This window comes from Vibrio sp. QJM3NY_27 (assembly GCF_057785955.1).
In genome coordinates this window covers 581,051-601,325 of record NZ_CM173512.1, presented here as the reverse complement: position 1 = coordinate 601,325, position 20,275 = coordinate 581,051, and the positions used below count along the sequence as shown (strand labels likewise).

Below are 20,275 nucleotides of genomic sequence, written 5' to 3'. Positions count from 1 at the left end.
GCTTTTTTATTGTCTAGCGTATACGAACTTATAGATTTTATCTTATGTCGGTGAGCTGGTCTGTAGTTCTTTAAGCAGAGGAAATGCTGCTTTAGTGTGTTCCCCTGTGACAATGAATCCGACGAGTTGGTTTGCCTCATTAAAACCTTTGGCGACAATCCCTTTTGGATCAAACCGAGTCTCCCAACTCTGAGCAGTTTGAATATCACGGCCTGCCAGTTGAATCGGATAACTAGGCGTTTTCACTTTAGTCATAATATGCGGCAAGCTTAGCTTTCCTTCACCCGTAGTGAGTTGTTTCGCTAATACGTTGGCCGCTAATATCGCGGGTTGCAGGTAAGCCATTACTCGTCCTTGAATCTCAGCACAGTCCCCAATGGCATAGACATTTTTGATGTTAGTTCTCATTGCTTCATCAACGATGATACCTCTGTTCACTGCCATTCCTGTCTGTTGCGCGAGTGCTGTATTTGGCATTAACCCAGCTGCAGCGATGACCACATCGGTTTTGATTAATCGAGAAGAGGTCGTTTGTAACCTTACTCCGTCAGCGAGATAGGTGGCATGGCTTACCATTGCATCCGTCTCAACTGTCACACCGGCTTTACGAAGCTCTCGTTCCAGTTCTAAAGAGATAAAAGGTGGCACCAAACTACCTAATAGATAACTTGCTGGTTCAATGATCGTGACACTTTTCCCCGCAGTTTGAAGGTCGAAAGCTAACTCGACGCCAATGAGCCCGCCACCGATAACGGTGATTCGTTGCGCAGCGTCGATCTGAGCTTTGTGTTTTTCGAACTCTTCCAAGCTATTGAGAGTAATCGTTGCCTGAACACTCAACCCCTCAGCAGCAGGTATGAAAGGCGTAGCACCGGTCGCCAGCACTAGTTTTGAGTATGGGATGACATCATCGCCAGCGACAATAAACTGTTGCTCGGTGTTAATCTCGTTTACCCAAACGTTGGTTTTAATGACAACGTTATGCAGCTCAGCTAATTGTTGAGCAGTATTGATCGCAAGTTGCTGAGGTGTTTGAGCTTGACTGAATACATGCGAAAGATTCGGCTTACTGTATTCAATACCCGCATCAGCAGTGACCATTGTAATAGCGATATTTGGGTCAGTTTTACGGATCATCTTTATGGTTTGTAAGGCAGCGAAACCAGCGCCCACAATAACAATGTTGTCCATATTACTTCTCCACAAACACTTCTTTGCCTAAATGGCATTCTGGGCAAAGGAAGTCATCCGGCACTTGTGCCCAAGGTGTTCCTGGTTCAACGCCTTGGTAGGGTTCACCCAATTGTGGGTCGAACACCCATTCACAGACAGTGCAGCGCCAGCAAGTGCAGTCTGCAGTGTGTACTGACTTATCTTGAGCTACTTCTGTTTCTTGCTCTGTCGTGTCTTTGAGCTCGGCAGTGGTGTTTGCCTCAAGCGGTGTAACATTGCGTGATACTTGCTTTGGTGCGCTGACTTCGTCTGGATTTACACGCCAAACTTCAGCAAGTGTCATTCCGTAATCAATACATTGGCGAAGTGCGTCTGTATCTGGTTTCCAGTGAATATGCTGAGGTGCGCTCACTTCGAAGTTGGCTTCACGTAAGCGAGCATCGATGCGTTTTACTGCGCCGCCAGTCCACCCTGAAGAGCCAAATGCTGCGGCTCTTTTTTCTGCAAAGCGGAGGCCGTGTACTTCTTCAAGTAGTGCGGCGATTTGCGGCATCATCACATTGTTCATGGTCGATGATCCAACAAGCACGCCCTTTGAACGGAAGATATTGGCAAGGATGTCATTCTTATCGTGCTTAGAGATATTAAAGACTTTGATTGCTGTTTCTGGGCTGCCTTTACGGATACCTTTTGCGATTGCGTCAGCCATCATGCGAGTGTTGTTCGACATGGTGTCGTAAACAATGGTGATACGATCTTCTTTGTAGGCTTTAGACCACTCGTAGTATTGCTCAACAATTTGCGTCGCGTTGTCGCGCCAAATACAGCCATGAGAGGTTGCGATAACATCGATAGGCACACCTAAGCTCAATACTTCTTCTATCTTCGCTTTCACCAAAGGCGCGAAAGGTGTGAGGATGTTCGAGAAGTAACGCAGACATTGATCATGAAGCTCGACTTGGTCTAGCTGATCGTTGAATAGGTTTTCATCACAGTAGTGCTGACCGAACGCATCGTTACTGAACAGGATCTCGTCACCAGTGAGGTATGTTGCCATTGAGTCTGGCCAGTGCAGCATTTTCATCTCAACAAAGATGAGTTGCTTACCGTTACCGACATCGAGCGTGTCGCCTGTTTTAACGGTTCGGAAGTTCCAGTCAGGCTGATGGTGATGGCCAACAATCGAGTTAACGCCAGCTTCTGTGCAGTAGACGGGTGTGTTTGGAATTTTGGCTAATAGTGCTGAAAGGGCACCTGAGTGGTCTTCTTCAGCATGCTGACAAATGATGTAGTCGATCTCGTTGATGTCGATTTCCATCTCAAGGTTTGCAAGGAATTGTTCAGTAAAGCGATGATCAACGGTATCAACAAGCACCGTTTTCTCTTCACGAATCAGGTACGAGTTATAGCTGGTACCTTTGTTCATGTGGTATTCCTTACCATGGAAGTGTTCTGTTTCCCAATCGTGGACGCCAACCCAGTGAACATTTGATTTAACGTGAATAGTCATAATGATAATACCTTATTTAAATATCTAAGGTCATCATTGCACTAGTTGTGCCATGTTTTTAAGTGCCTGTTTTCAATGTGTTTGTTTGGAGTTTATGTTGTCTGGTGAGTCATTTTGACGTGCTGAGTTTTATGGTTAAAATGAATCTTAGATGTCTTTATGACTTTGTGAATTTATAGCGGTTTGGCAAGAAAATTAATGATGTTTGCTCAGAAAGAGCAGGGTGAGGAACCTGTTTTAACAAAGGGGATTATAGCGTAACTCCTGCGCTTCGCGAATTAGAACACGTGGATTGATTAGGTATTGATGGTCTAAAAAGCGGCTGGGATGGCTAAAACTGAGATAGAAAAGATGGATGCGAAATACAGACATGAAAAAGGCCAGACGAGTGTCTGGCCAAAACAAGGCAGTGTAATTTAACAGTCTGAAGTGCTGTTGAAACTATATTTTGTAAAACGAAAAAGCGTTTTAAAAATTAAAGCGTTGTAGCAGTTAAGCGTTGTAACTGTTTAACGTGTTATAGCTGTTGATTCATTCGTCATCTTAATTAACGTGTTAAAGCGTCGTCACGATTTCATCAAGAGCTAGACGTGCTTTTGGTTTACCGTGGTTATAGTCTTCGCCGTCTTTGTGGTAGCCGATTGCTAGCGCTACATCAACAACGTGACCGTCTAGTTCGTCAGCAAACTCTTCACCGATCATAGCGGCATCTACGCCTTCCATCGGTGTTGAAGCAATACCAAGACGAGCCAGTGTGTGCATTGTGTTACCTAGTGCGATGTACACCTGAGACTTAGTCCAGTTACCGTTGAAACCTGTTTCGTCTGTGTTCATTTCTGCGAATGCGTAAGCCCCTAAGAACTGCTCGTACATTTCAGCGGGTAGGTGACCAGAGCTTACTTCTGTGTCAGCACGCTTTGCGAATTTCTCTTTAGTGTACTTAGGATCGTGAGCAAACAGGATCGTATGTGACGCTTCTTTCGCATGCGGTTGGTTAAACTGGAACATGTTCTCGAAAGTATTGTGGAAGCGTTGTTTTGCTGCGTCGCTCTCAATGATGATGAACTTCCAAGGCTGAGAGTTGATAGAAGAAGCCGACAAACGAAGTGCTTCTTTGATTACTTCCATGTCTTCCGCAGAGATGCGCTTTTCTGCATCGTATTTTTTAGCTGTGTAGCGAGTGTTTAGATCTGAAATGATTGGATGAGTCATGTTGAATCCTAATATCTATCAATATAAATGTTGTAGGGTTTTATGTTCGGTAACGTCAACAATAAACGGATAACGCATTTAGGCTATATCTCTATAGAAGTCGTTTCTAGAACAGTCAGCCTCTAAAAGGCTGAACGCTTAAATGGCTATCGAACATGCCCCAATAAATCGAGTATCTGCGGTAGCTCAAGTCGATGGGTGTAAGATAATAGAAGATTGGCTTGGGAAAAATAGCGAACACATCAAATCACTATGGTTAATAATGTCCATAATGATTTGATTAGTGTGATCTGGATGTGTGTTGGTTTTCGAAAATCAGCCAGTTAGTACGCTTTGATTCCATATTGGCGTAATAAAGAGGGAAGTACACTGTCGAGGTTTGGGATATCTTCAGGGTTAAGTTCAATCAAGCTAAAACCGTGCTCTTGGTAAACTTTCTTGGTCGCATTTCGTTTGTCTTCTTCTATAGGGCCTGAATCTGTTCCCCAGAACTGAATGTATACCTTGCCGCTTGGCAGGTAGAAATCGCTCATTACTTCTTTTGATATCGGGAGCGGACGTTCATAGGCATGAACCACTCCCGCCATATAAAGCCAGTTATCAATGATCAGCTCTCCCTTTGAACGTACATAATGTCCGTCTAAGGTTCGGTGTTTCGCCTCAAATTTCTGACGAAAGCTAGAAAACGAGACATCGGTAGAGTGGCTTTCAGCATCATGCCCTAGAAATTCGACAACAGACTGCTTCAAACGTTTATTGCGAACCAATGAATCGTGCCATACCACAAATAGGTTTTGAGTCGCTTTATCTTCCCTTTGCTCACCGCCTGCTTTTAAGCCTGTTGAGGTGACATGCCAACCATCTTCTTCACGTGTTATCCAACCAAGCTCGCTGAGCAACAGGTTAATTTTTTTTGCGCTAAGTTGAAAGGCACTGCCTAGTTGAGTTGCCGTTAGCGTTTTTCCAGAGAAAGAATCTAGGTCGATGAGTAGTTTTTCTGGCCAGACAATAAAGACACCAAACTTCTTGTGTTCGACATACTCCCCACCAAAGCTTTCGCCTCGTTCTGTGAGTACCCAACGCTCCTGTGAACGCACGATATAGCCAGCTGTTTTCAAATCACTGAATAGAGCCTTTGCTTCTATCCCTTTTTGTTTGGCTAGTGCTGATGTGGAAATCTTGTCTGGCATAGTCTGTTTCTCAATTAGCAGTAGAACTGCTGATTAATGTTGAGGGGCTGTTGTATAGAATAGGGAAATACAATAACACAACTGTTGATACTAACTGCAGTTCACTGGTCCATGTTTTTAGTGAGTATTCGCTCTCATTTTGAATGTTAAGCAAAATGTCGCCTGATTTGTAATTAAATTACAGTTTTAGGGTTTTTGCCCATCTTGGTGCATATTTATTATTCGTAACACGATGTTCTTTTATACGGGTTATATAGATCTCAGATGCTATATTTTATTAAGTGTGATTTACATCACTATTTATTTTTAAGTATTACAAAATAAAATGTGATCTAGATCTTGTGTTAATGATATCTATTCTCATTAATTTGGCTTTGTAATTTAAATTCATGATGTTTTTGTGATCTAAGGTGTACTCGTTAACCCGAAAGTGTTTTTTGCGTGTGATGGTTATCACGAAAGTTGGGCTGAGGTGCATTTTAAAAATGTTGTGATACATTTTAATCGACTTTTGAGTACACACTTTCGGTCATTTGACCAACCAATACATTACGGGGTTCTACCTATGTTATCACCAGAAGCAAAGATTAAGGTTCAAAACTTTGGTCGTTTCTTATCCAATATGGTAATGCCAAACATCGGCGCATTCATTGCGTGGGGTTTCATTACTGCACTATTCATTCCAACGGGTTGGTGGCCTAACGAAACGTTAGCATCAATGGTTGGCCCAATGATCACATACCTACTACCACTATTGATCGGTTATACCGGTGGTAAAATGGTTGGTGGCGACCGCGGTGCCGTAGTGGGTGCTATCACAACAATGGGTGTTATCGTTGGTACTGATATCCCAATGTTCATGGGTGCAATGATTGTAGGTCCACTGGGTGGTATCGCAATTAAGAAATTCGATGAAGCTGTTCACGGTAAAGTGAAGAGTGGTTTCGAAATGCTAGTGAACAACTTCTCTGCTGGCATCATCGGTATGATCTGCGCAATCATCGCATTCGTTGTGATTGGTCCTGCAGTTAAAGTACTGTCTGGTGCTCTTGCTGCTGGTGTTAACGCAATGGTTGAAGCTGGTGCCCTTCCTTTAGCTTCTATCTTTGTTGAACCTGCGAAAATCCTTTTCCTAAACAACGCAATCAACCACGGTATCTTTTCTCCATTAGGTATCCAGCAATCTGAAGAGATTGGTCGTTCAATTTTCTTCCTAATTGAAGCGAACCCAGGTCCTGGTTTTGGTCTTCTACTTGCTTATATGGTATTTGGTAAAGGTAGTGCGAAACAGTCTGCTGCTGGCGCATCTATCATCCACTTCCTAGGTGGTATCCACGAAATTTACTTCCCTTACGTACTAATGAACCCACGTCTAATTCTTGCTGTTATCGCAGGTGGTATGACAGGTGTATTCACTAACGTAATGTTTGATTCTGGCCTTATCTCTCCAGCATCTCCAGGTTCTATCTTTGCAGTTCTATTGATGACGCCAAAAGGCTCTTACGTTGGTGTTGTTCTTTCTGTTATCGCATCAACCGCTGTGTCTTTCATCGTAGCTTCAATCCTACTTAAGACTGCAGCTCAAGGTGACGACGAAGATTCACTAGAAAAAGCATCAGCGCAAATGAAAGACATGAAAGCGTCTTCTAAAGGTGCGGCATCAGGTGCAAACGTGAACCTAACTGATGTAGAAGCAGTGTACGTAGCGTGTGATGCGGGTATGGGGTCAAGTGCAATGGGTGCCGGTCTACTGCGTAAAAAAGTAGAAGCAGCAGGCCTGAACATTGTGGTAACCAACTACGCAATCAACAATCTACCAGCTGATTCGCAAATTGTTATTACACACAAAGACCTAACAGACCGTGCACGTAAAACCGTACCAGGTGCAATGCATATGTCTCTTAACAACTTCTTAGATGGTGCTGTATACGACCAGTTAGTTGCAGACCTTGTAGAAGCAAAAAGTGGCGAAGCGAAAGCGCCAGTGACTGCAGCTGATCCTACACAGAAAGGCAACAAACTTGCACTAACTAACGACAGCATCTTCCTTGGCCTTAAAGCTACGCAGAAAGAAGACGCTATCAAGTTTGCTGGCGACCAGTTAGTAAAACTTGGCAACGTGTCACCTGAATACGTAGACGGTATGTTTGCTCGTGAAGAGCTTGTGTCTACTTACTTAGGCGAGTCTATCGCGGTACCACACGGCACAATCGAAGCAAAACAATACGTACAAAAAACCGGCATCGTGTTCTGCCAATACCCTGAAGGCATTCAGTGGGGCGAAGACGAAGATGATATCGCTAAGATGGTTATCGGTATTGCAGCACAAGGCGATGAACACAACATGGTGTTGATGGCTATTACCAATTCACTTGATGACGAAGAAGCAGTGGAATGCTTACAGAACACAACTAACCCAGATGATGTTCTACGTATTCTAAACGGAAATTAATACGCTCTAGTCAAGCTCCTGAGTGAAGGAGGCCGGTGTCCCCCCACTGGCCTCATTTTCGGTCTTACTCTTTATCGGTTTATTAAAGATTCAGTCTGAATAGCTTACTGCTTAATGCTCAGAACGACGATTTCAAGGCATGTTGTTGAGTGGTTAGCTATCTAGATTCAAATATTTATAAGGTCTAAAATTATGAAAGCGTTACATTTTGGTGCAGGTAATATCGGTCGTGGTTTCATTGGTAAGCTTCTTTCTGATGCTGGTATGAAGGTTACGTTTGCAGACGTAAATGAAACGGTTGTTAATGCGTTAATTGAACGCCAAGAGTACCCAGTAAAGATTGTTGGTGAAGAGTGTGTTGTAGAAGTGGTTAAGAACGTGACAGCAGTAAACTCAGCGACAAGCGCTGTAGTAGATTGCATCGCTGAGTCTGATCTTGTAACAACAGCGGTAGGCCCAACGGTTCTTAAGATTATCTCTAAATCTATCGCTCAAGGTATTGAAAAACGTGCTGCGGCAGGTAACACAGCTCCAATGAACGTAATCGCGGCAGAAAACATGGTTCGCGGTACTAGCCAATTAAAAGCAGCAGTTTTAGAGCACCTTTCTGATGAAATGAAAGCGTTCACTGAAGAGCACATTGGCTTTGTTGATTCAGCGGTCGACCGTATTGTTCCACCGGCAGAAGCGGGCGAAACAGACCCTCTAGCCGTAACCGTTGAAACGTTCAGCGAGTGGATCGTAGATCAAACACAATTTAAGGGTGAGATTCCAAACATCCCAGGTATGGAATGCACTGACAACCTAATGGCTTTCGTTGAGCGTAAACTGTTCACGCTAAATACGGGTCACTTGGTAACGGCATACCTTGGTGTGCTTGCAGGTCACGAGACAATCAAAGACTCTATCGAAGATGACGTAATCCGCGCTGAAGTAACTGCAACAATGGAAGAAAGCGGTGCTGTGCTTATTAAGCGTTACGGTTTTGACCCGGAAGCTCACGCAGCCTACATCCAAAAAATCCTTGGTCGTTTTGCTAACCCGTTTCTACGTGATGAAGTAGACCGTGTTGGTCGTCAGCCAATTCGTAAACTGAGCCCACAAGACCGCCTAGTCAAGCCATTAAACGGCACATTGGAGTATGGTCTTCCAAACGCTCATCTCGTAAAAGCGATTGCAGCGGCTTTCCATTACAAGAATGAAGATGACCCTCAAGCGGTTGAACTTCAGGCAATGTTCGCAGAAAAAGGGTTTGCTGAGACATTAGCGCATTATTCTGAGCTGAATAGTAACTCAGAAGTTGTTAAACTAGCGGAAGAAGCTTATCTAGCATTGAAATGATAAACCATCAAAGTGCCACACCAGTGGCACTTTCTTATTGTCGAGCCGTTATGCCAATACAAACTAGCCACGAAACTGAATTACTCGAAGCCCTATCTGAAGCTGAGAGCGCTAGCGCCTGTCTAATGGCGGCTTACGATGCATTGGATGACACGGTAGATGCCGTATTAAAAAACATTTTCAAGAAAGACGACACGGCAATTAAATTTGTTGTTGAACCACTTCTCAACAGTGGCGGGCCGTTGGGCGAGATTATGATCCGCGCTAAGCTACTATTAGGGCTTGGTGTGATCAGTAAAGAGCTCTACGATGATTTAGAGATTTTCGTTACCTTGAAAGAGTGGGCGAAAATACAGGGTGAAGACACCAGCTTCACAGAAGTCGACGTTATATTTGAGCTTAACAAGGTGCACGCGGTTCAGCGTATCATGCCTATCGAATATGATGCGGAGATGGTGGAAACCATGTCTGGCCCAATGCTTCAAATGTTCTTGGGTCGACACAATCAGAAAGTGAAGTCGACGATCGTTTTGGCTATCACTGACATTATCACGACCTTATGCCGAGATAACGCACTGAGTTCTTAGTTCTAGTTTGCAGTCCTGCTTATCTTGTTTCGCATCCTACATATCTTGTAGCTGTTCGTTCGTATCAATACAAAGTTTAAAATGATGGCGGTTTCTCTCGTTGGAGAAATCGCTTTGTTGTTTTTGTGTCTATAAAAAATACCCGAAACCTCTCTTCCCATTAAACACAAAAGCAGCAGGTACAAAAAAAGCCACATTCAGTGGCTTTTTCTATTCAAGACGTTCTCTTTATTAAAAACGCCCTTCTATCCAAGACTATGCGGATTATAGGTCTTGGATGTTCTCAGCTTCTAGCTCTTGGAAGTAGCGTAGAGTCTTAACTTTTAGCTCTTGTTGAGCTGGCTCATCAGCAACGATGATAGCTTTACGGTGCATCTGTAGAGCTGTAACAGTCCACATGTGGTTTACAGAACCTTCGATAGCCATTTGAAGCGCTTGCGCTTTGTTGTGGCCTAGAGAAAGGATCATTACTTCTTCAGAATCTAGAAGAGTAGCAACACCGATAGTTAGTGCGTATTTAGGAACTTGGTTGATGTCGCCATCGAAGAAACGAGAGTTCGCGATACGAGTGTCTTCAGTCAACGTTTTGATACGAGTGCGTGAAGATAGAGAAGAACCTGGCTCATTGAATGCGATGTGACCGTCGATGCCTACGCCGCCCATGAATAGGTTGATTTTGCCGTATGAACGGATTTTCTCTTCGTATGCTGCACAGTGAGCATCGATGTCTTCAGCTTTGCCGTCTAGCAGGTTGATGTTTTCTGCTTGAATATCAACGTGGTTGAAGAAGTTCTCGTGCATGAATGTGCGGTAAGATTCTGGGTGGTTAGGGTCGATACCAACGTACTCATCCATGTTGAATGTTACAACGTGTTTGAAGCTTACTTCGCCCGCTTTGTGTAGTTCAATTAGCGCAGCGTAAGTAGTTAGAGGTGTGCTACCAGTAGGAAGACCTAGAACAAATGGACGCTCAGCAGTAGGAGCGAATTTGTTGATAGAATCTGCGATGTGACGAGCAGCCCATTTACCTACTTTAGCTTTGTTGCTTAATGGAATAAGTCTCATTGATTTTGCCCCTAGAAATAAAATTTTATAGTGTTCTGAAACATTAATTCGCATTATAAAATAAGTTATTAAATTCCGCTATTGTTTTAGGTCAAGTTTTTGCTTTTTTCGTCGTATCTGTGACCAGAACTCTCAATTTTGCACAATTATTGTATGGATATTTGGTAGCGTTAAACAAGATTAATACGTTTGTCATATATCGTCAGGTGGTTTTGATTCAGGGTCTGAAAGATCAACAAGCTTCATTGAGTGGATGGTCAGGAGCGCAATGGACGTATGATCAAAGAGTGATACTTATGTGGCACTGCCGTGCAAAAAAGAGGAGAAAAAGTGAGGAAGTATCACCGACAGGCGTGAATGAGCATGGATATATTTAAGAATAGTGATTATTCAAAGCTATCACTATGAATTTTATATAAATATTGGTAAAACTGGACAGGTTGGCTAAACTTACTAATTACGAAGAAGATGCGTGTTTGTTTTAAGTTGCCGCTAATATGCTATGAAAAAAAGCCCAAAGTGATTAGGTATCACTTTGAGCAGTTTTACTAATCTTCTAACACTAACTCTCTGTCGTATTCTTCCCTAGGCACTTCACCGCGTTTGCAGCCGTTTAGGGTATGAAAGCGACGGCGTCCACGAGCCAGTTGAATGTACTTCAACCAAACACGGTCTAACTTGGACTTAGCCTTATGAGGGTGAGCCAATACTTTGATGAAATGTCTTTCTTCAGCATTGGTCGGTGTTAGTTCACCAGTCTCAAGTGCAAGCATAGTGTCACCAAACAAGGTTAGGATTTCTTCTTCTGAAAGAGTAAAATCACCTGACTTAGCGAACCCTCGTGGGAATTTAATGGTGTCATAAAAACGTTTTTTTCCGTGTCGGAATTCGGTCTCAGACATATCAGCCTCAGTAATGTGGTTAGATAGAAATTAGTGTTTATTGCTCACGCGAAAATATTGTTAAAAGGCTAAAATAGGAAACAAAACGTTTTTGCCTTTACGATAAACAATCCTAGATCGGCTAGTTAGCAGATTTATTACAGAGATGTATTTTTGATGGATGTGAAAGTATTTAGAACCTTTCTTGAGGTTGCAAGGGTGCGCCACTTTGGGCGCGCAGCTGAAAACTTGTATTTAACACAAGCAGCGGTGAGTGCGCGGATCAAACAGCTTGAAGGCTATTTTGATACTCAGCTCTTCATTCGTGACCGCAATAACATCAAGCTTACCTCTTCCGGTGAGCGTTTGATTGGTTATGCTGAAGTGATGGTATCCACCTTACAACAAGCCAAGTTTGAGCTGTCGTTAGAGAGTGGAAAAGCCTTGCAGTTAACACTAGGTGGCACTCCGAATATTTGGGATGCGTATCTGCAAAACTGTTTAAGCGTAGTGACCGATTCTTTTGGTGGTTATGGCTTCATGGCTGAGGTGATGGGGCGCGAGCAACTGAACCGTAATTTGCTAGAGCGAACCTTAGATATGGCTTTCGCCTTCGATCAAATTAAAGCGGAAGAGCTGAACTGTAAAAAAGTCGCTGATTTGGTTTTGGTGCTGGTATCAACGCAGCAAGATGACCTGGAATCTGTGTTCCAACATAAGTATGTGTATGTCGATTGGGGAACGCGCTTCGGTTCAGAACACGCAGAACGTCACCCTAAAGTTCCAGCTCCGTATTTACGTACCTCTACGGCTCGTATTGCCCTCGATTTCATCTTAGAGAAAGGTGGCAGTGCGTATTTACCTGTTTCTATGGTTGAACCTTTTATCGATTCGGGTCAGCTGCATAAGGTGAAAGGGGTAGAAGATTGGTATCGTCCGATTTATCTGAGCTATCGCAAAAGCAGCACCTCGGTTGATGCGATCATGCAGGTCGAGAAGTTGGTTAACGAAATTGATCCATCGACCGCTTATACGTTGCAACAAGCCGCTGAACAAGCACCAGAGTAGCGGCATTCGCGGTAAGCAACGGCTTTGTTGATTAGATTCAATAAAAAATGGCTCCTAACTAATTGTATAGTTAGGAGCCATTTTTGTTTTAAACCAGAGATGATTTTCTTTTCCAAATCAGGAGATAACCCTAACTCGGATAAAACCGTTTAAGCCTGGTATGCGTAACCTTTTTTAAAAGCCCTATCACTTCAAAGCACTATTCTTCGAAAATTCTAGAGATTCATTAGATTCTCAATGGACTCTTCAAGAGAGTGTGACAGGTATGAATGGATTTGATTTCCATCGGTAGCGTCAATCTCAATTTTAGAAATCCCCTTACTCGCTTCGTCTTCAAGAAAGCTGAGAGACTGCTCGACTGATTGACTGGTGAGAACCTGTTGGTTTGATAAAACAATACGACACGTGTGAAGAACCATAGCCTTTTCCTTTTTATATTCGACAGGTCTCTGCATCTTAGTGTGCTAAGTACCTATCGTTGACGTTGTGAGAAGAGTTTCTTCTCAAGGTTAAATTTAGTCGAATTGCGTAAAAAGAAAACCCTTTTTTGTGATTTATCTAACCTTCAGTTCCGAAAGTGGCTAGCGACAATGACAGTTCACGGTAAACTTTTAGGTATCGGAGTAAAAGTTATGGCAAATGGGAAGAGCACAGCATGTCGAGAAATATTCATCACAACAGTACGTTAACGAGTGAGCAGTGCCATTTGGCTCGATATGCGCGAGACGCTCGCTTTGACGGAATGTTTTTTACAGCGGTAAAAACCACCGGAATTTTTTGTCGTCCGATTTGCCCAGCAAGCCCGCCCAAAGAAGAAAATGTCGAGTATTTTTCTCATCAAGCTCAAGCCTTGAAGGCTGGATATCGCCCATGCTTACGTTGCCGGCCAGACAGCGCACCTTTTTCTCCGGCTTGGAAAGGTGTTGAAACGACTTTCTTGCGTGCTTTACAGTTGATTGATCATGGTGCGCTGAACTCAGGATCAATCGTCGACCTTGCCACACGATTAGGTATTTCAGACCGCTATTTACGAACCTTATTCGATAATTATATTGGGGTGTCGCCGAAGCAATATAGCCTTTATAGCCAATTGATGTTTGCCAAGCAGTTGCTGCACACTAGTAGCATGAGCATTACCGATGTTGGCTTTGCAAGTGGCTTCAATAGCACGCGCCGTTTCAATGATGCCTTTCTAAAAGAGCTTCAGCTCTCGCCAAGCCAAATCCGACGAACAAAGTTAAGTGAAAACCTGAGCAATCATATTCAGCTAGTCTTTCACGGCCCATTAGACTGGAAGCATTTACTGGGTTTCTATCGACGAAGAATGATTGAGGGCTTAGAAGACGTTGGCGAAGACTATTACAAGCGCACAGTGAATGTTAATGGGTCAAAGGGTTGGTTCAAGGCCACTTTGGCTAAAGAGAACCGCTTAGATATTGAATTTGAGTTGGACGATATAAGCCAGTTAAGAAGCTTGATTGCGAACATTCGACGCATGTTCGACCTTGATGTCGATATTGCCAAGGTTGAGGCCTTCTTTACAACCATTGACCCCAACTTAGTGGCTAAGAGTGGCATCCGCATTCCTGGCGTGTGGAGTGCTTGGGAAGCCGGAGTAAGAGCGATTCTAGGGCAGCAAGTTTCAGTAACCGCGGCGATTGGGCAGCTTAACTTGTTGGTCAAAGAGCTTTCTGATGCACATGAGAAGGTCAGCTTCCCGACACCTAAACAGATAGCGGAGGCTGATGTCAGTTTCTTAAGAATGCCGGGAAGCCGCAAAGAGACCTTAAAGCGTTTTGCTGAATACATGGTCGACAATGAAGCAGAGCACCCTTCCAAATGGATTGAGCTAAAGGGCATTGGGCCTTGGACGATTCAATACGCGCTGCTTCGCGGGTTAAGTGAACCTAACCACCTGTTGGTAGGCGATTTGGTGGTGAAGAAGTTCATTGAGCATCGCCCCGCCATCAACACAGAGAGTGTTTCGCCTTGGGGTAGTTACGCCACGTTCCACTGTTGGAATCAGTCTTAGTAGAAAGAACAATCTACAAACATCAGTAATCCACAAACATCTGCAGTAGCAGGCTAGGAGAGATTATGACTCACCGATTTACTTATTATGAGAGCCCATTGGGAACCGTGACGTTACAGGCGAACGAAGAAGGGCTGCTCGGCCTTTGGTTTGAAACATACACCACCAAGCCAGAACAGTTAGGCGTTCAAGATGCTAGCTTTCCGATCTTTGAATTGGTCGCCGACCAGCTCAACCGTTATTTTTCTGGTGAAGCAATCCAGTTTTCTGTACCGATCGCCGCAAAGGGCACGCCATTTCAGCAATCGGTTTGGCAAGCGCTCATGACTATTCCTTATGGAGAAACATGGAGCTATGCACAACTGGCTGATGCGATTGGTAACCCAAAGGCCGTTCGAGCCGTGGGTTTAGCGAATGGTAAAAATCCAGTGTCAGTGATTGTGCCGTGCCATCGAGTTATTGGTAAAAATGGCAAGCTGACCGGGTATGCGGGTGGCGTAGAACGCAAACAACGCTTGTTAGTTATTGAGGGAAGAGAAGAAGATTAAAGAGTCTTTTTCGGAATGTTTGTTGAAAATTGCGTATCAATTATTGGTGAACGTTAAGGGTTCTTAAAGTGTGACTTTGCAATAAAACTGCCACTTGCTGGAAAATACTTGTTTGGTTGCATATCCTTTAACCATGTTCTCTAGGCAAGGATGCCCAAATGAATAGCCATCATTCACTTATACTCTGCTGCAGTAGCGCACTATTGCTGACCGGTTGTTTAACCGACACCAGTCGACCCTTCGAAGTACCACAACTTGTTCTGTTTAAGGGCATGTATGAGAACGCTGACAATGGCAGTTACTTGCTTTTTGAATCTGGGCAAGTGACTTATCAAACAACGGATAAGTCTGTTACTCGAACTTATCGTGTTGAAGATGACTTAATCAATATTGAGTTGAATTCAGCGAACCGCCGATCTGACTCCGGGCTAGTGATGCGAATTCAACACGAGGGTGCAGTGTTAACCTGCAACCAGTGTCCAGCGATGCAGTTAAGTAACGTCTGGACACGCGTTGAGAAGCCTCTAGCTGATATGCATTAGAGCGTTTTACTAGAAAAGATCGCCATTCAGCCATAGGTGAGCAGCGATACTGACGGCATAGCCAATCATGATCACTGGCATCCATTTCAAGTGGCCAAAGAAGGTGTATTTGCCATGCGCCGCGCCCATTAACGCCACACCTGCCGCACTACCAATTGACAACAAACTACCACCGACGCCCGCGGTTAAGGTGATCAGTAGCCAGTTGCCCATCGACATTTGGGGTTCCATGGATAACACGGCAAACATCACCGGAATGTTATCGACAATAGCCGATAAGATCCCCACCATGACGTTGGCCCAAATTGGATCCCATTGGCTATACATCACGCCCGAGGCTAATTCCAAGTATCCAAGTAAACTCAAGCCACCGACACACATTACGACGCCGTAGAAGAACAGCAACGTGTCCCATTCGGCATGCGACACTCTTCGAAATACATCGAATGGTACAACAGAACCGAGTCGCTTTAGGGCGCCTTCATCGTTATTGGCGATCGCCACCGCTTTTTTCTTCGCGAGTGAGTTGGGTAAAGTCTTACGTAAGTAATAACCAAAGAACTGCAGATAGGCGAGCCCCATCATCATCCCCATCACAGGAGGGAAGTGGAGTACGGCATGGAAAGCAACCGCGGTCGCTATTGTCATGATGAACAAGCAGACGATTCGTCTTGCTCCACGCTTTAATTCTATGTGCTGATGGACCGTGTCAGGTTGAGTCGTCGGAACAAAGTAAGACATGATCAGGGCTGGAACAAGGTAGTTCATCACTGAAGGAATAAATAGAGGAATGAACTCGGTAAAGCTGACATGGCCAGCCTGCCATACCATCAGCGTTGTGATATCTCCAAATGGACTAAATGCGCCGCCAGCATTGGCTGCTATGACAATGTTCACACACGCGAGATTGACAAATTTAGGGTTAGAGCCTGCGACCTTGAGAACAACGGCACACATCAATAGAGCTGTCGTGAGGTTGTCGGCAATAGGTGAGATAAAGAAAGCCAGAATACCGGTTATCCAGAACAGAGAGCGGAAATTAAAGCCTTTGCCTACCATCCACGCTTGCAGCGCATCAAACAGTCTTCTCTCTTCCATGGCACTAATGTATGTCATGGCGACGAGTAGAAAGAGTAATAGCTCGGCGTATTCCAGAAGGTTGTGTTCAAGCGCTTGTTTGGCCACTTCGACAAGGTTGTGTTCTTGGTAGGTAAAACCAATGATTATCCAGATCAGGCCCGCCGCAAGTAGAACCGGCTTGGATTTTCGGAGTTTTAGGTATTCTTCCATCATCACCACGATGTAGGCGACAACGAAAATGGTCAGCGATAGGTAGCCAGCAAATGAACTGGTTAGTTTGAGCGGCTCTCCCAACTGAGAAGTGGCAGCGCCTGCTACCGTAGAAAAAAATAATAAAGAGAGAACAGCAGAAAGCTGGATACCTAACATGGATTACGCTCCGAAGTTAATAAGTTATTAACACGGGTAAAAGCGTAGACCTAAATAACCATGTGCAGTGTGATAGATATCTTAATAATTCAATAGATTATATAGAAAACAGTAGATTGGGTGAAAACGTGAGGTCACAGTGAAAGCCGTCGATTATAGGAACCCATCGTTCATAGGAAAACGGTCGATCATCGGTAACTCGTCAATCATAGAGAAATAGAGAAATAGAGAAAATAGAGGTTAGGGAAAAAGCCCTACCGGGTTTATTACCGATAGAGCTTATTCGCCATTGCCAATATTATGCAGCATTGAGATCAAACGTTAGTGTTTGTTCTGCGGCACATACTTCAACAGGCCAGCCGTAGGATTGATATTCCAGCGCAAGTTTGTCCGCTACTGCGCGAGATACTGTTACAGTGATCCACATGCCTTTGCCCATTACTTGATATTTAAGCGTTCTCATTTCCATCATCATCACCACCGTTCTCCTTCGATATTGGCAGCGCGAAGTCTATAGCACCTCTGAGGGCTGAAATTTCGGATTAAGCTCAAATTCTTTATAAAATGGCTCACGGTTTAGCCATGGTTCAAAACTCAACCAATAATAGGTAAACGATTGCATTTTAGAATGCGTAACCACGATTTAAGCCGCTGTATTATAATCGAATTAAAATTGAACAGAAAAAGCATGTAAGAGATCACTTACATCATTATCAGAGATCAGACTAGGTAAAAACCTGTCATTTGAAACCTTATTTGTGTGGTGATTGTGTGCGTTTTTGGTTGCGCTGTTGAAGCGAATTTTGTTTAGTTTTGTATGTGAAATATTCTAATTATTTTAGCGTATACCTCTGCTTTTAAATCTAAATCACAGTTTTATATGTTGCTGTGGTTCTTTTGTTCAAACCGATACGCTATTTGATTTTGGTCATTAACCTATTGCTCATTAGTTTGCACTATCTATACGTGTTCTGTTCCACATAAACGAGATGTATAGAGGTCCTTATGACTAATCCAACTAAAACCGATCGTAAAGTCACGATCGGCAGCTATATCGCACTCGCATTCGCGATTGTGTTCTTTTCAGGCTTAATGCAGTCCAATGAATGGTATGGAGTGCTCGATTTTACAACGCTCAACGGTTCATTCGGTAAGGTCGCTTACGATGTCAGTGAAACGGCCGATGGTATCCAAGCGGCAACGACGTCACTGCGTGGTAAAGGCGGTAGTGGTGCTCGCGACGGTTTCATTTTTGCTTTGACACTTATTCCGACCGTGATGTTTGCACTGGGTATGATCAACGTACTTGAGCACTACGGTGCACTGGACGCGGCTCGTAAACTACTGACACCGCTGCTTCGCCCTCTAATGGGTATTCCGGGTAACTCAGGCTTGGCACTGATTGCTTCTTTGCAAAGTACCGATGCAGGTGCAGCGATGACCAGGCAACTGAAAGATGAAGGGCATCTGACTAAGCGTGAAACCGATGTCTTCACCATGTTCCAGTTTACGGCGGGCGCGGCGATCGTTAACTTTTTCTCTTCAGGTGCGGTTCTGTTCACTCTAACGGCGATGGATGGTTCTTTGGCGGTAACATCGTCAATTGGTTTGGCTGTGGCTGTGATGTTCATCTTCAAGTTTGTCGGTGCGAACCTGTTCCGTATTTACCTCAACATTACTGAAGGCAAAGAAGACAAACCAAAATCAGACAAAGAACAAAAACTGGAAGAGGAAGTAGCATAATGAGCGAAGTTAAAGCAAAGAAACCAATGGTTACTGATATTTTCGTTGAAGGTGCTAAGAAAGGCTGGGTTATTGCGACTACCTCTACGGTACCGAATGTTCTGATGGCGTTTGTGATCATCAAGGCATTGCAGATCACCGGTGCGCTGGATTTGATGGGCAGTGTATTTGCTCCAATCATGGCGGTATTTGGTTTACCTGGTGAAGCGGCAGCAGTATTGATTGGCGCGTGGATGTCGATGGGCGGTGCTGTGGGCGTGGTGATCACGCTGTTTGACCAAGGTATCTTGAACGGAACTCATATCGCTATCTTAGCGCCAGCTATCTACTTGATGGGCTCTCAGGTGCAATACATGGGACGTATCATGGGGCCAATTGGTACTGAAGGTCGTTATATTCCAGTGATGATCGCGATTTCAGTATTGAATGCGTTTGGTGCGATGTTCTTGATGAATATTATTCTATAACTTTTGTAGAACGACTGTTCTCGAAACTTTTCAAACGCTGAAAAAAGGAAACCCCGTTTGGCTTTCACCAAACGGGGTCTATTCTTTTCGTAGCCATCCTGCTACTGCGCGTTACTTATCTTTCAATAGGTAACTGGTGCTCCATGCATCATTCCTTGACGTGGCTAAATCCTTTAACCTATCCAATTCATCGCCTTCCTAGCGGTGTCCTTGCTAACTCATCATCCTGACAAGCGACTCTATCCTAGAGCAAAACTTCCTTGCTGATAACTCATCCTAAGTCATCAAATCTTCATCCTGAAGATACCTAATCCGTTAGGCTTTTTCCTGTTCCTGCCAACTCCCTGTCGACATGTGTATTAAACACTGCAGAGGCTTTACTCACAATCCACCTCAAGAAATAAATGTACTCACTAACCGAAAGAAATATGCGTGGATTCATACAAAACAAGGGGTTGGGTTTGTATTTTAGGAATTTTCTGCGAAGCTTGATTGTGATCTCTTACGTTCGGTGTGAGAGATCTCTTACAAACTTTCGGGCTCGACTATCATTTTGCGTTGACCGCATCAATGAATTGATGGGTAATGGATGATGAATAAACACCAAGTAATAGGGAAATATAATGGTTACAGCACTTTACGCAGCCTTGCTTACGGTAGTAATGATCTGGTTAGCGATCGAAGTTATTAAGCAAAGACGAATCAATCTTGTTGCTCATGCCGATGGCGGTGTTGAGTCGTTACAGATAGCTCGATCGGCACAAAGTAACGCAATGGATTACATCCCAATCACGGTGATTTTGATGGGGTTGCTAGAGGTGAATGGGGCTGGTGTGTGGCTTATTCATGTCATTGGTGTGGCGTTTATTCTGGGGCGAGTGATTCACGCGAAAGGGATCTTAGCGAAGAATTTCAAAGGCAGAAAAGTGGGTATGGTGTTAACGCTTATCTGCATGATCTCTTTGATTGTCCTAAACTTAGCTTACCTACCTTTTGATAAAATGTTCTAGGGAGC

At 43.9% G+C, this 20,275-nt stretch carries 19 protein-coding genes; 10 read left to right on the top strand and 9 right to left on the bottom strand.

Annotated elements, in window-relative coordinates; translation table 11 throughout:
- Positions 1 to 42 precede the first annotated feature (42 nt).
- The 4 genes from norW to AC3CIA_RS18545 all read right to left on the bottom strand — a co-directional run bounded on the left by norW (position 43) and on the right by AC3CIA_RS18545 (position 5,085).
- Positions 43 to 1,191 (bottom strand): NADH:flavorubredoxin reductase NorW, encoded by a 1,149-nt coding sequence (gene norW, locus AC3CIA_RS18560; protein ID WP_488519481.1) that lies wholly within the window; start codon positions 1,189 to 1,191, stop codon positions 43 to 45.
- Between the two features lies 1 nt (position 1,192).
- Positions 1,193 to 2,683 (bottom strand): anaerobic nitric oxide reductase flavorubredoxin, encoded by a 1,491-nt coding sequence (norV, locus tag AC3CIA_RS18555; protein ID WP_488519480.1) that lies wholly within the window; start codon positions 2,681 to 2,683, stop codon positions 1,193 to 1,195.
- A 555-nt stretch (positions 2,684 to 3,238) separates the two neighbouring features.
- A complete protein-coding gene (locus tag AC3CIA_RS18550; protein ID WP_009846099.1) occupies positions 3,239 to 3,895 on the bottom strand; it encodes an NAD(P)H-dependent oxidoreductase in 657 nt (218 codons plus the stop codon).
- Positions 3,896 to 4,218: 323 nt separating this feature from the next.
- Entirely contained in the window at positions 4,219 to 5,085 is an 867-nt protein-coding gene (locus tag AC3CIA_RS18545; RefSeq protein ID WP_009846100.1) for a hypothetical protein, read from the bottom strand.
- Between the two features lie 565 nt (positions 5,086 to 5,650).
- On the opposite strand from AC3CIA_RS18545, the gene AC3CIA_RS18540 reads away from it, so the two are divergent.
- From AC3CIA_RS18540 to AC3CIA_RS18530, 3 genes are all read left to right on the top strand, one after another.
- Complete coding sequence (locus AC3CIA_RS18540; protein WP_488519479.1) at positions 5,651 to 7,537, top strand: PTS mannitol transporter subunit IICBA; 1,887 nt, start codon at positions 5,651 to 5,653, stop codon at positions 7,535 to 7,537.
- Between the two features lie 192 nt (positions 7,538 to 7,729).
- Positions 7,730 to 8,878, top strand: a complete 1,149-nt coding sequence (locus AC3CIA_RS18535; RefSeq protein ID WP_488519478.1) for a mannitol-1-phosphate 5-dehydrogenase — start codon at positions 7,730 to 7,732, stop codon at positions 8,876 to 8,878.
- Between the two features lie 50 nt (positions 8,879 to 8,928).
- Entirely contained in the window at positions 8,929 to 9,465 is a 537-nt protein-coding gene (locus AC3CIA_RS18530; protein ID WP_208638372.1) for an MltR family transcriptional regulator, read from the top strand.
- A 264-nt stretch (positions 9,466 to 9,729) separates the two neighbouring features.
- Here the strand turns inward: AC3CIA_RS18530 and nagB are convergent, their stop codons facing one another.
- Both nagB and AC3CIA_RS18520 read right to left on the bottom strand, forming a co-directional pair.
- Positions 9,730 to 10,530 (bottom strand): glucosamine-6-phosphate deaminase, encoded by an 801-nt coding sequence (nagB, locus tag AC3CIA_RS18525; RefSeq protein ID WP_004732731.1) that lies wholly within the window; start codon positions 10,528 to 10,530, stop codon positions 9,730 to 9,732.
- A 548-nt stretch (positions 10,531 to 11,078) separates the two neighbouring features.
- Positions 11,079 to 11,432, bottom strand: coding sequence for a MaoP family protein (locus AC3CIA_RS18520; protein ID WP_017092459.1), 354 nt, complete (start codon positions 11,430 to 11,432; stop codon positions 11,079 to 11,081).
- A 156-nt stretch (positions 11,433 to 11,588) separates the two neighbouring features.
- Between AC3CIA_RS18520 and AC3CIA_RS18515 the strand changes: the two genes are divergently transcribed.
- Positions 11,589 to 12,479 (top strand): LysR family transcriptional regulator, encoded by an 891-nt coding sequence (locus AC3CIA_RS18515; RefSeq protein ID WP_004732733.1) that lies wholly within the window; start codon positions 11,589 to 11,591, stop codon positions 12,477 to 12,479.
- Positions 12,480 to 12,694: 215 nt separating this feature from the next.
- Here the strand turns inward: AC3CIA_RS18515 and AC3CIA_RS18510 are convergent, their stop codons facing one another.
- The gene (locus AC3CIA_RS18510) at positions 12,695 to 12,898 is read right to left on the bottom strand and encodes a hypothetical protein (RefSeq protein WP_004732734.1); all 204 of its coding nucleotides are present in this window, start codon (positions 12,896 to 12,898) and stop codon (positions 12,695 to 12,697) included.
- A gap of 236 nt (positions 12,899 to 13,134) precedes the next feature.
- Here AC3CIA_RS18510 and AC3CIA_RS18505 point away from each other — a divergent pair, with 236 nt between their 5' ends.
- The 3 genes from AC3CIA_RS18505 to AC3CIA_RS18495 all read left to right on the top strand — a co-directional run bounded on the left by AC3CIA_RS18505 (position 13,135) and on the right by AC3CIA_RS18495 (position 15,601).
- Positions 13,135 to 14,511 carry an AlkA N-terminal domain-containing protein gene (locus AC3CIA_RS18505; protein ID WP_488519477.1) on the top strand — a complete coding sequence of 459 codons (1,377 nt, stop codon included), beginning with the start codon at positions 13,135 to 13,137 and terminating at the stop codon, positions 14,509 to 14,511.
- Between the two features lie 65 nt (positions 14,512 to 14,576).
- Entirely contained in the window at positions 14,577 to 15,059 is a 483-nt protein-coding gene (locus tag AC3CIA_RS18500) for a methylated-DNA--[protein]-cysteine S-methyltransferase (protein WP_488519476.1), read from the top strand.
- Between the two features lie 158 nt (positions 15,060 to 15,217).
- Positions 15,218 to 15,601, top strand: a complete 384-nt coding sequence (locus AC3CIA_RS18495) for a hypothetical protein (protein ID WP_488519475.1) — start codon at positions 15,218 to 15,220, stop codon at positions 15,599 to 15,601.
- A 9-nt stretch (positions 15,602 to 15,610) separates the two neighbouring features.
- On the opposite strand, the gene nhaD is transcribed toward AC3CIA_RS18495, so the two are convergent.
- Together nhaD and AC3CIA_RS18485 are read right to left on the bottom strand one after the other, a co-directional pair.
- Positions 15,611 to 17,050, bottom strand: a complete 1,440-nt coding sequence (gene nhaD, locus AC3CIA_RS18490; protein ID WP_237298742.1) for a sodium:proton antiporter NhaD — start codon at positions 17,048 to 17,050, stop codon at positions 15,611 to 15,613.
- Positions 17,051 to 17,348: 298 nt separating this feature from the next.
- Positions 17,349 to 17,525, bottom strand: coding sequence for a hypothetical protein (locus AC3CIA_RS18485; protein WP_488519474.1), 177 nt, complete (start codon positions 17,523 to 17,525; stop codon positions 17,349 to 17,351).
- A 530-nt stretch (positions 17,526 to 18,055) separates the two neighbouring features.
- Between AC3CIA_RS18485 and AC3CIA_RS18480 the strand changes: the two genes are divergently transcribed.
- The 3 genes from AC3CIA_RS18480 to AC3CIA_RS18470 all read left to right on the top strand — a co-directional run bounded on the left by AC3CIA_RS18480 (position 18,056) and on the right by AC3CIA_RS18470 (position 20,270).
- Positions 18,056 to 18,793 (top strand): nucleoside recognition domain-containing protein, encoded by a 738-nt coding sequence (locus tag AC3CIA_RS18480; RefSeq protein WP_017082976.1) that lies wholly within the window; start codon positions 18,056 to 18,058, stop codon positions 18,791 to 18,793.
- Positions 18,793 to 19,260, top strand: a complete 468-nt coding sequence (locus tag AC3CIA_RS18475) for a YjiG family protein (RefSeq protein WP_004732741.1) — start codon at positions 18,793 to 18,795, stop codon at positions 19,258 to 19,260. The genes AC3CIA_RS18480 and AC3CIA_RS18475 overlap by 1 nt, the downstream gene beginning before the upstream one ends.
- Before the next feature lie 623 nt (positions 19,261 to 19,883).
- Positions 19,884 to 20,270, top strand: a complete 387-nt coding sequence (locus AC3CIA_RS18470) for an MAPEG family protein (RefSeq protein ID WP_054546115.1) — start codon at positions 19,884 to 19,886, stop codon at positions 20,268 to 20,270.
- The last annotated feature ends 5 nt before the right edge of the window (positions 20,271 to 20,275 follow it).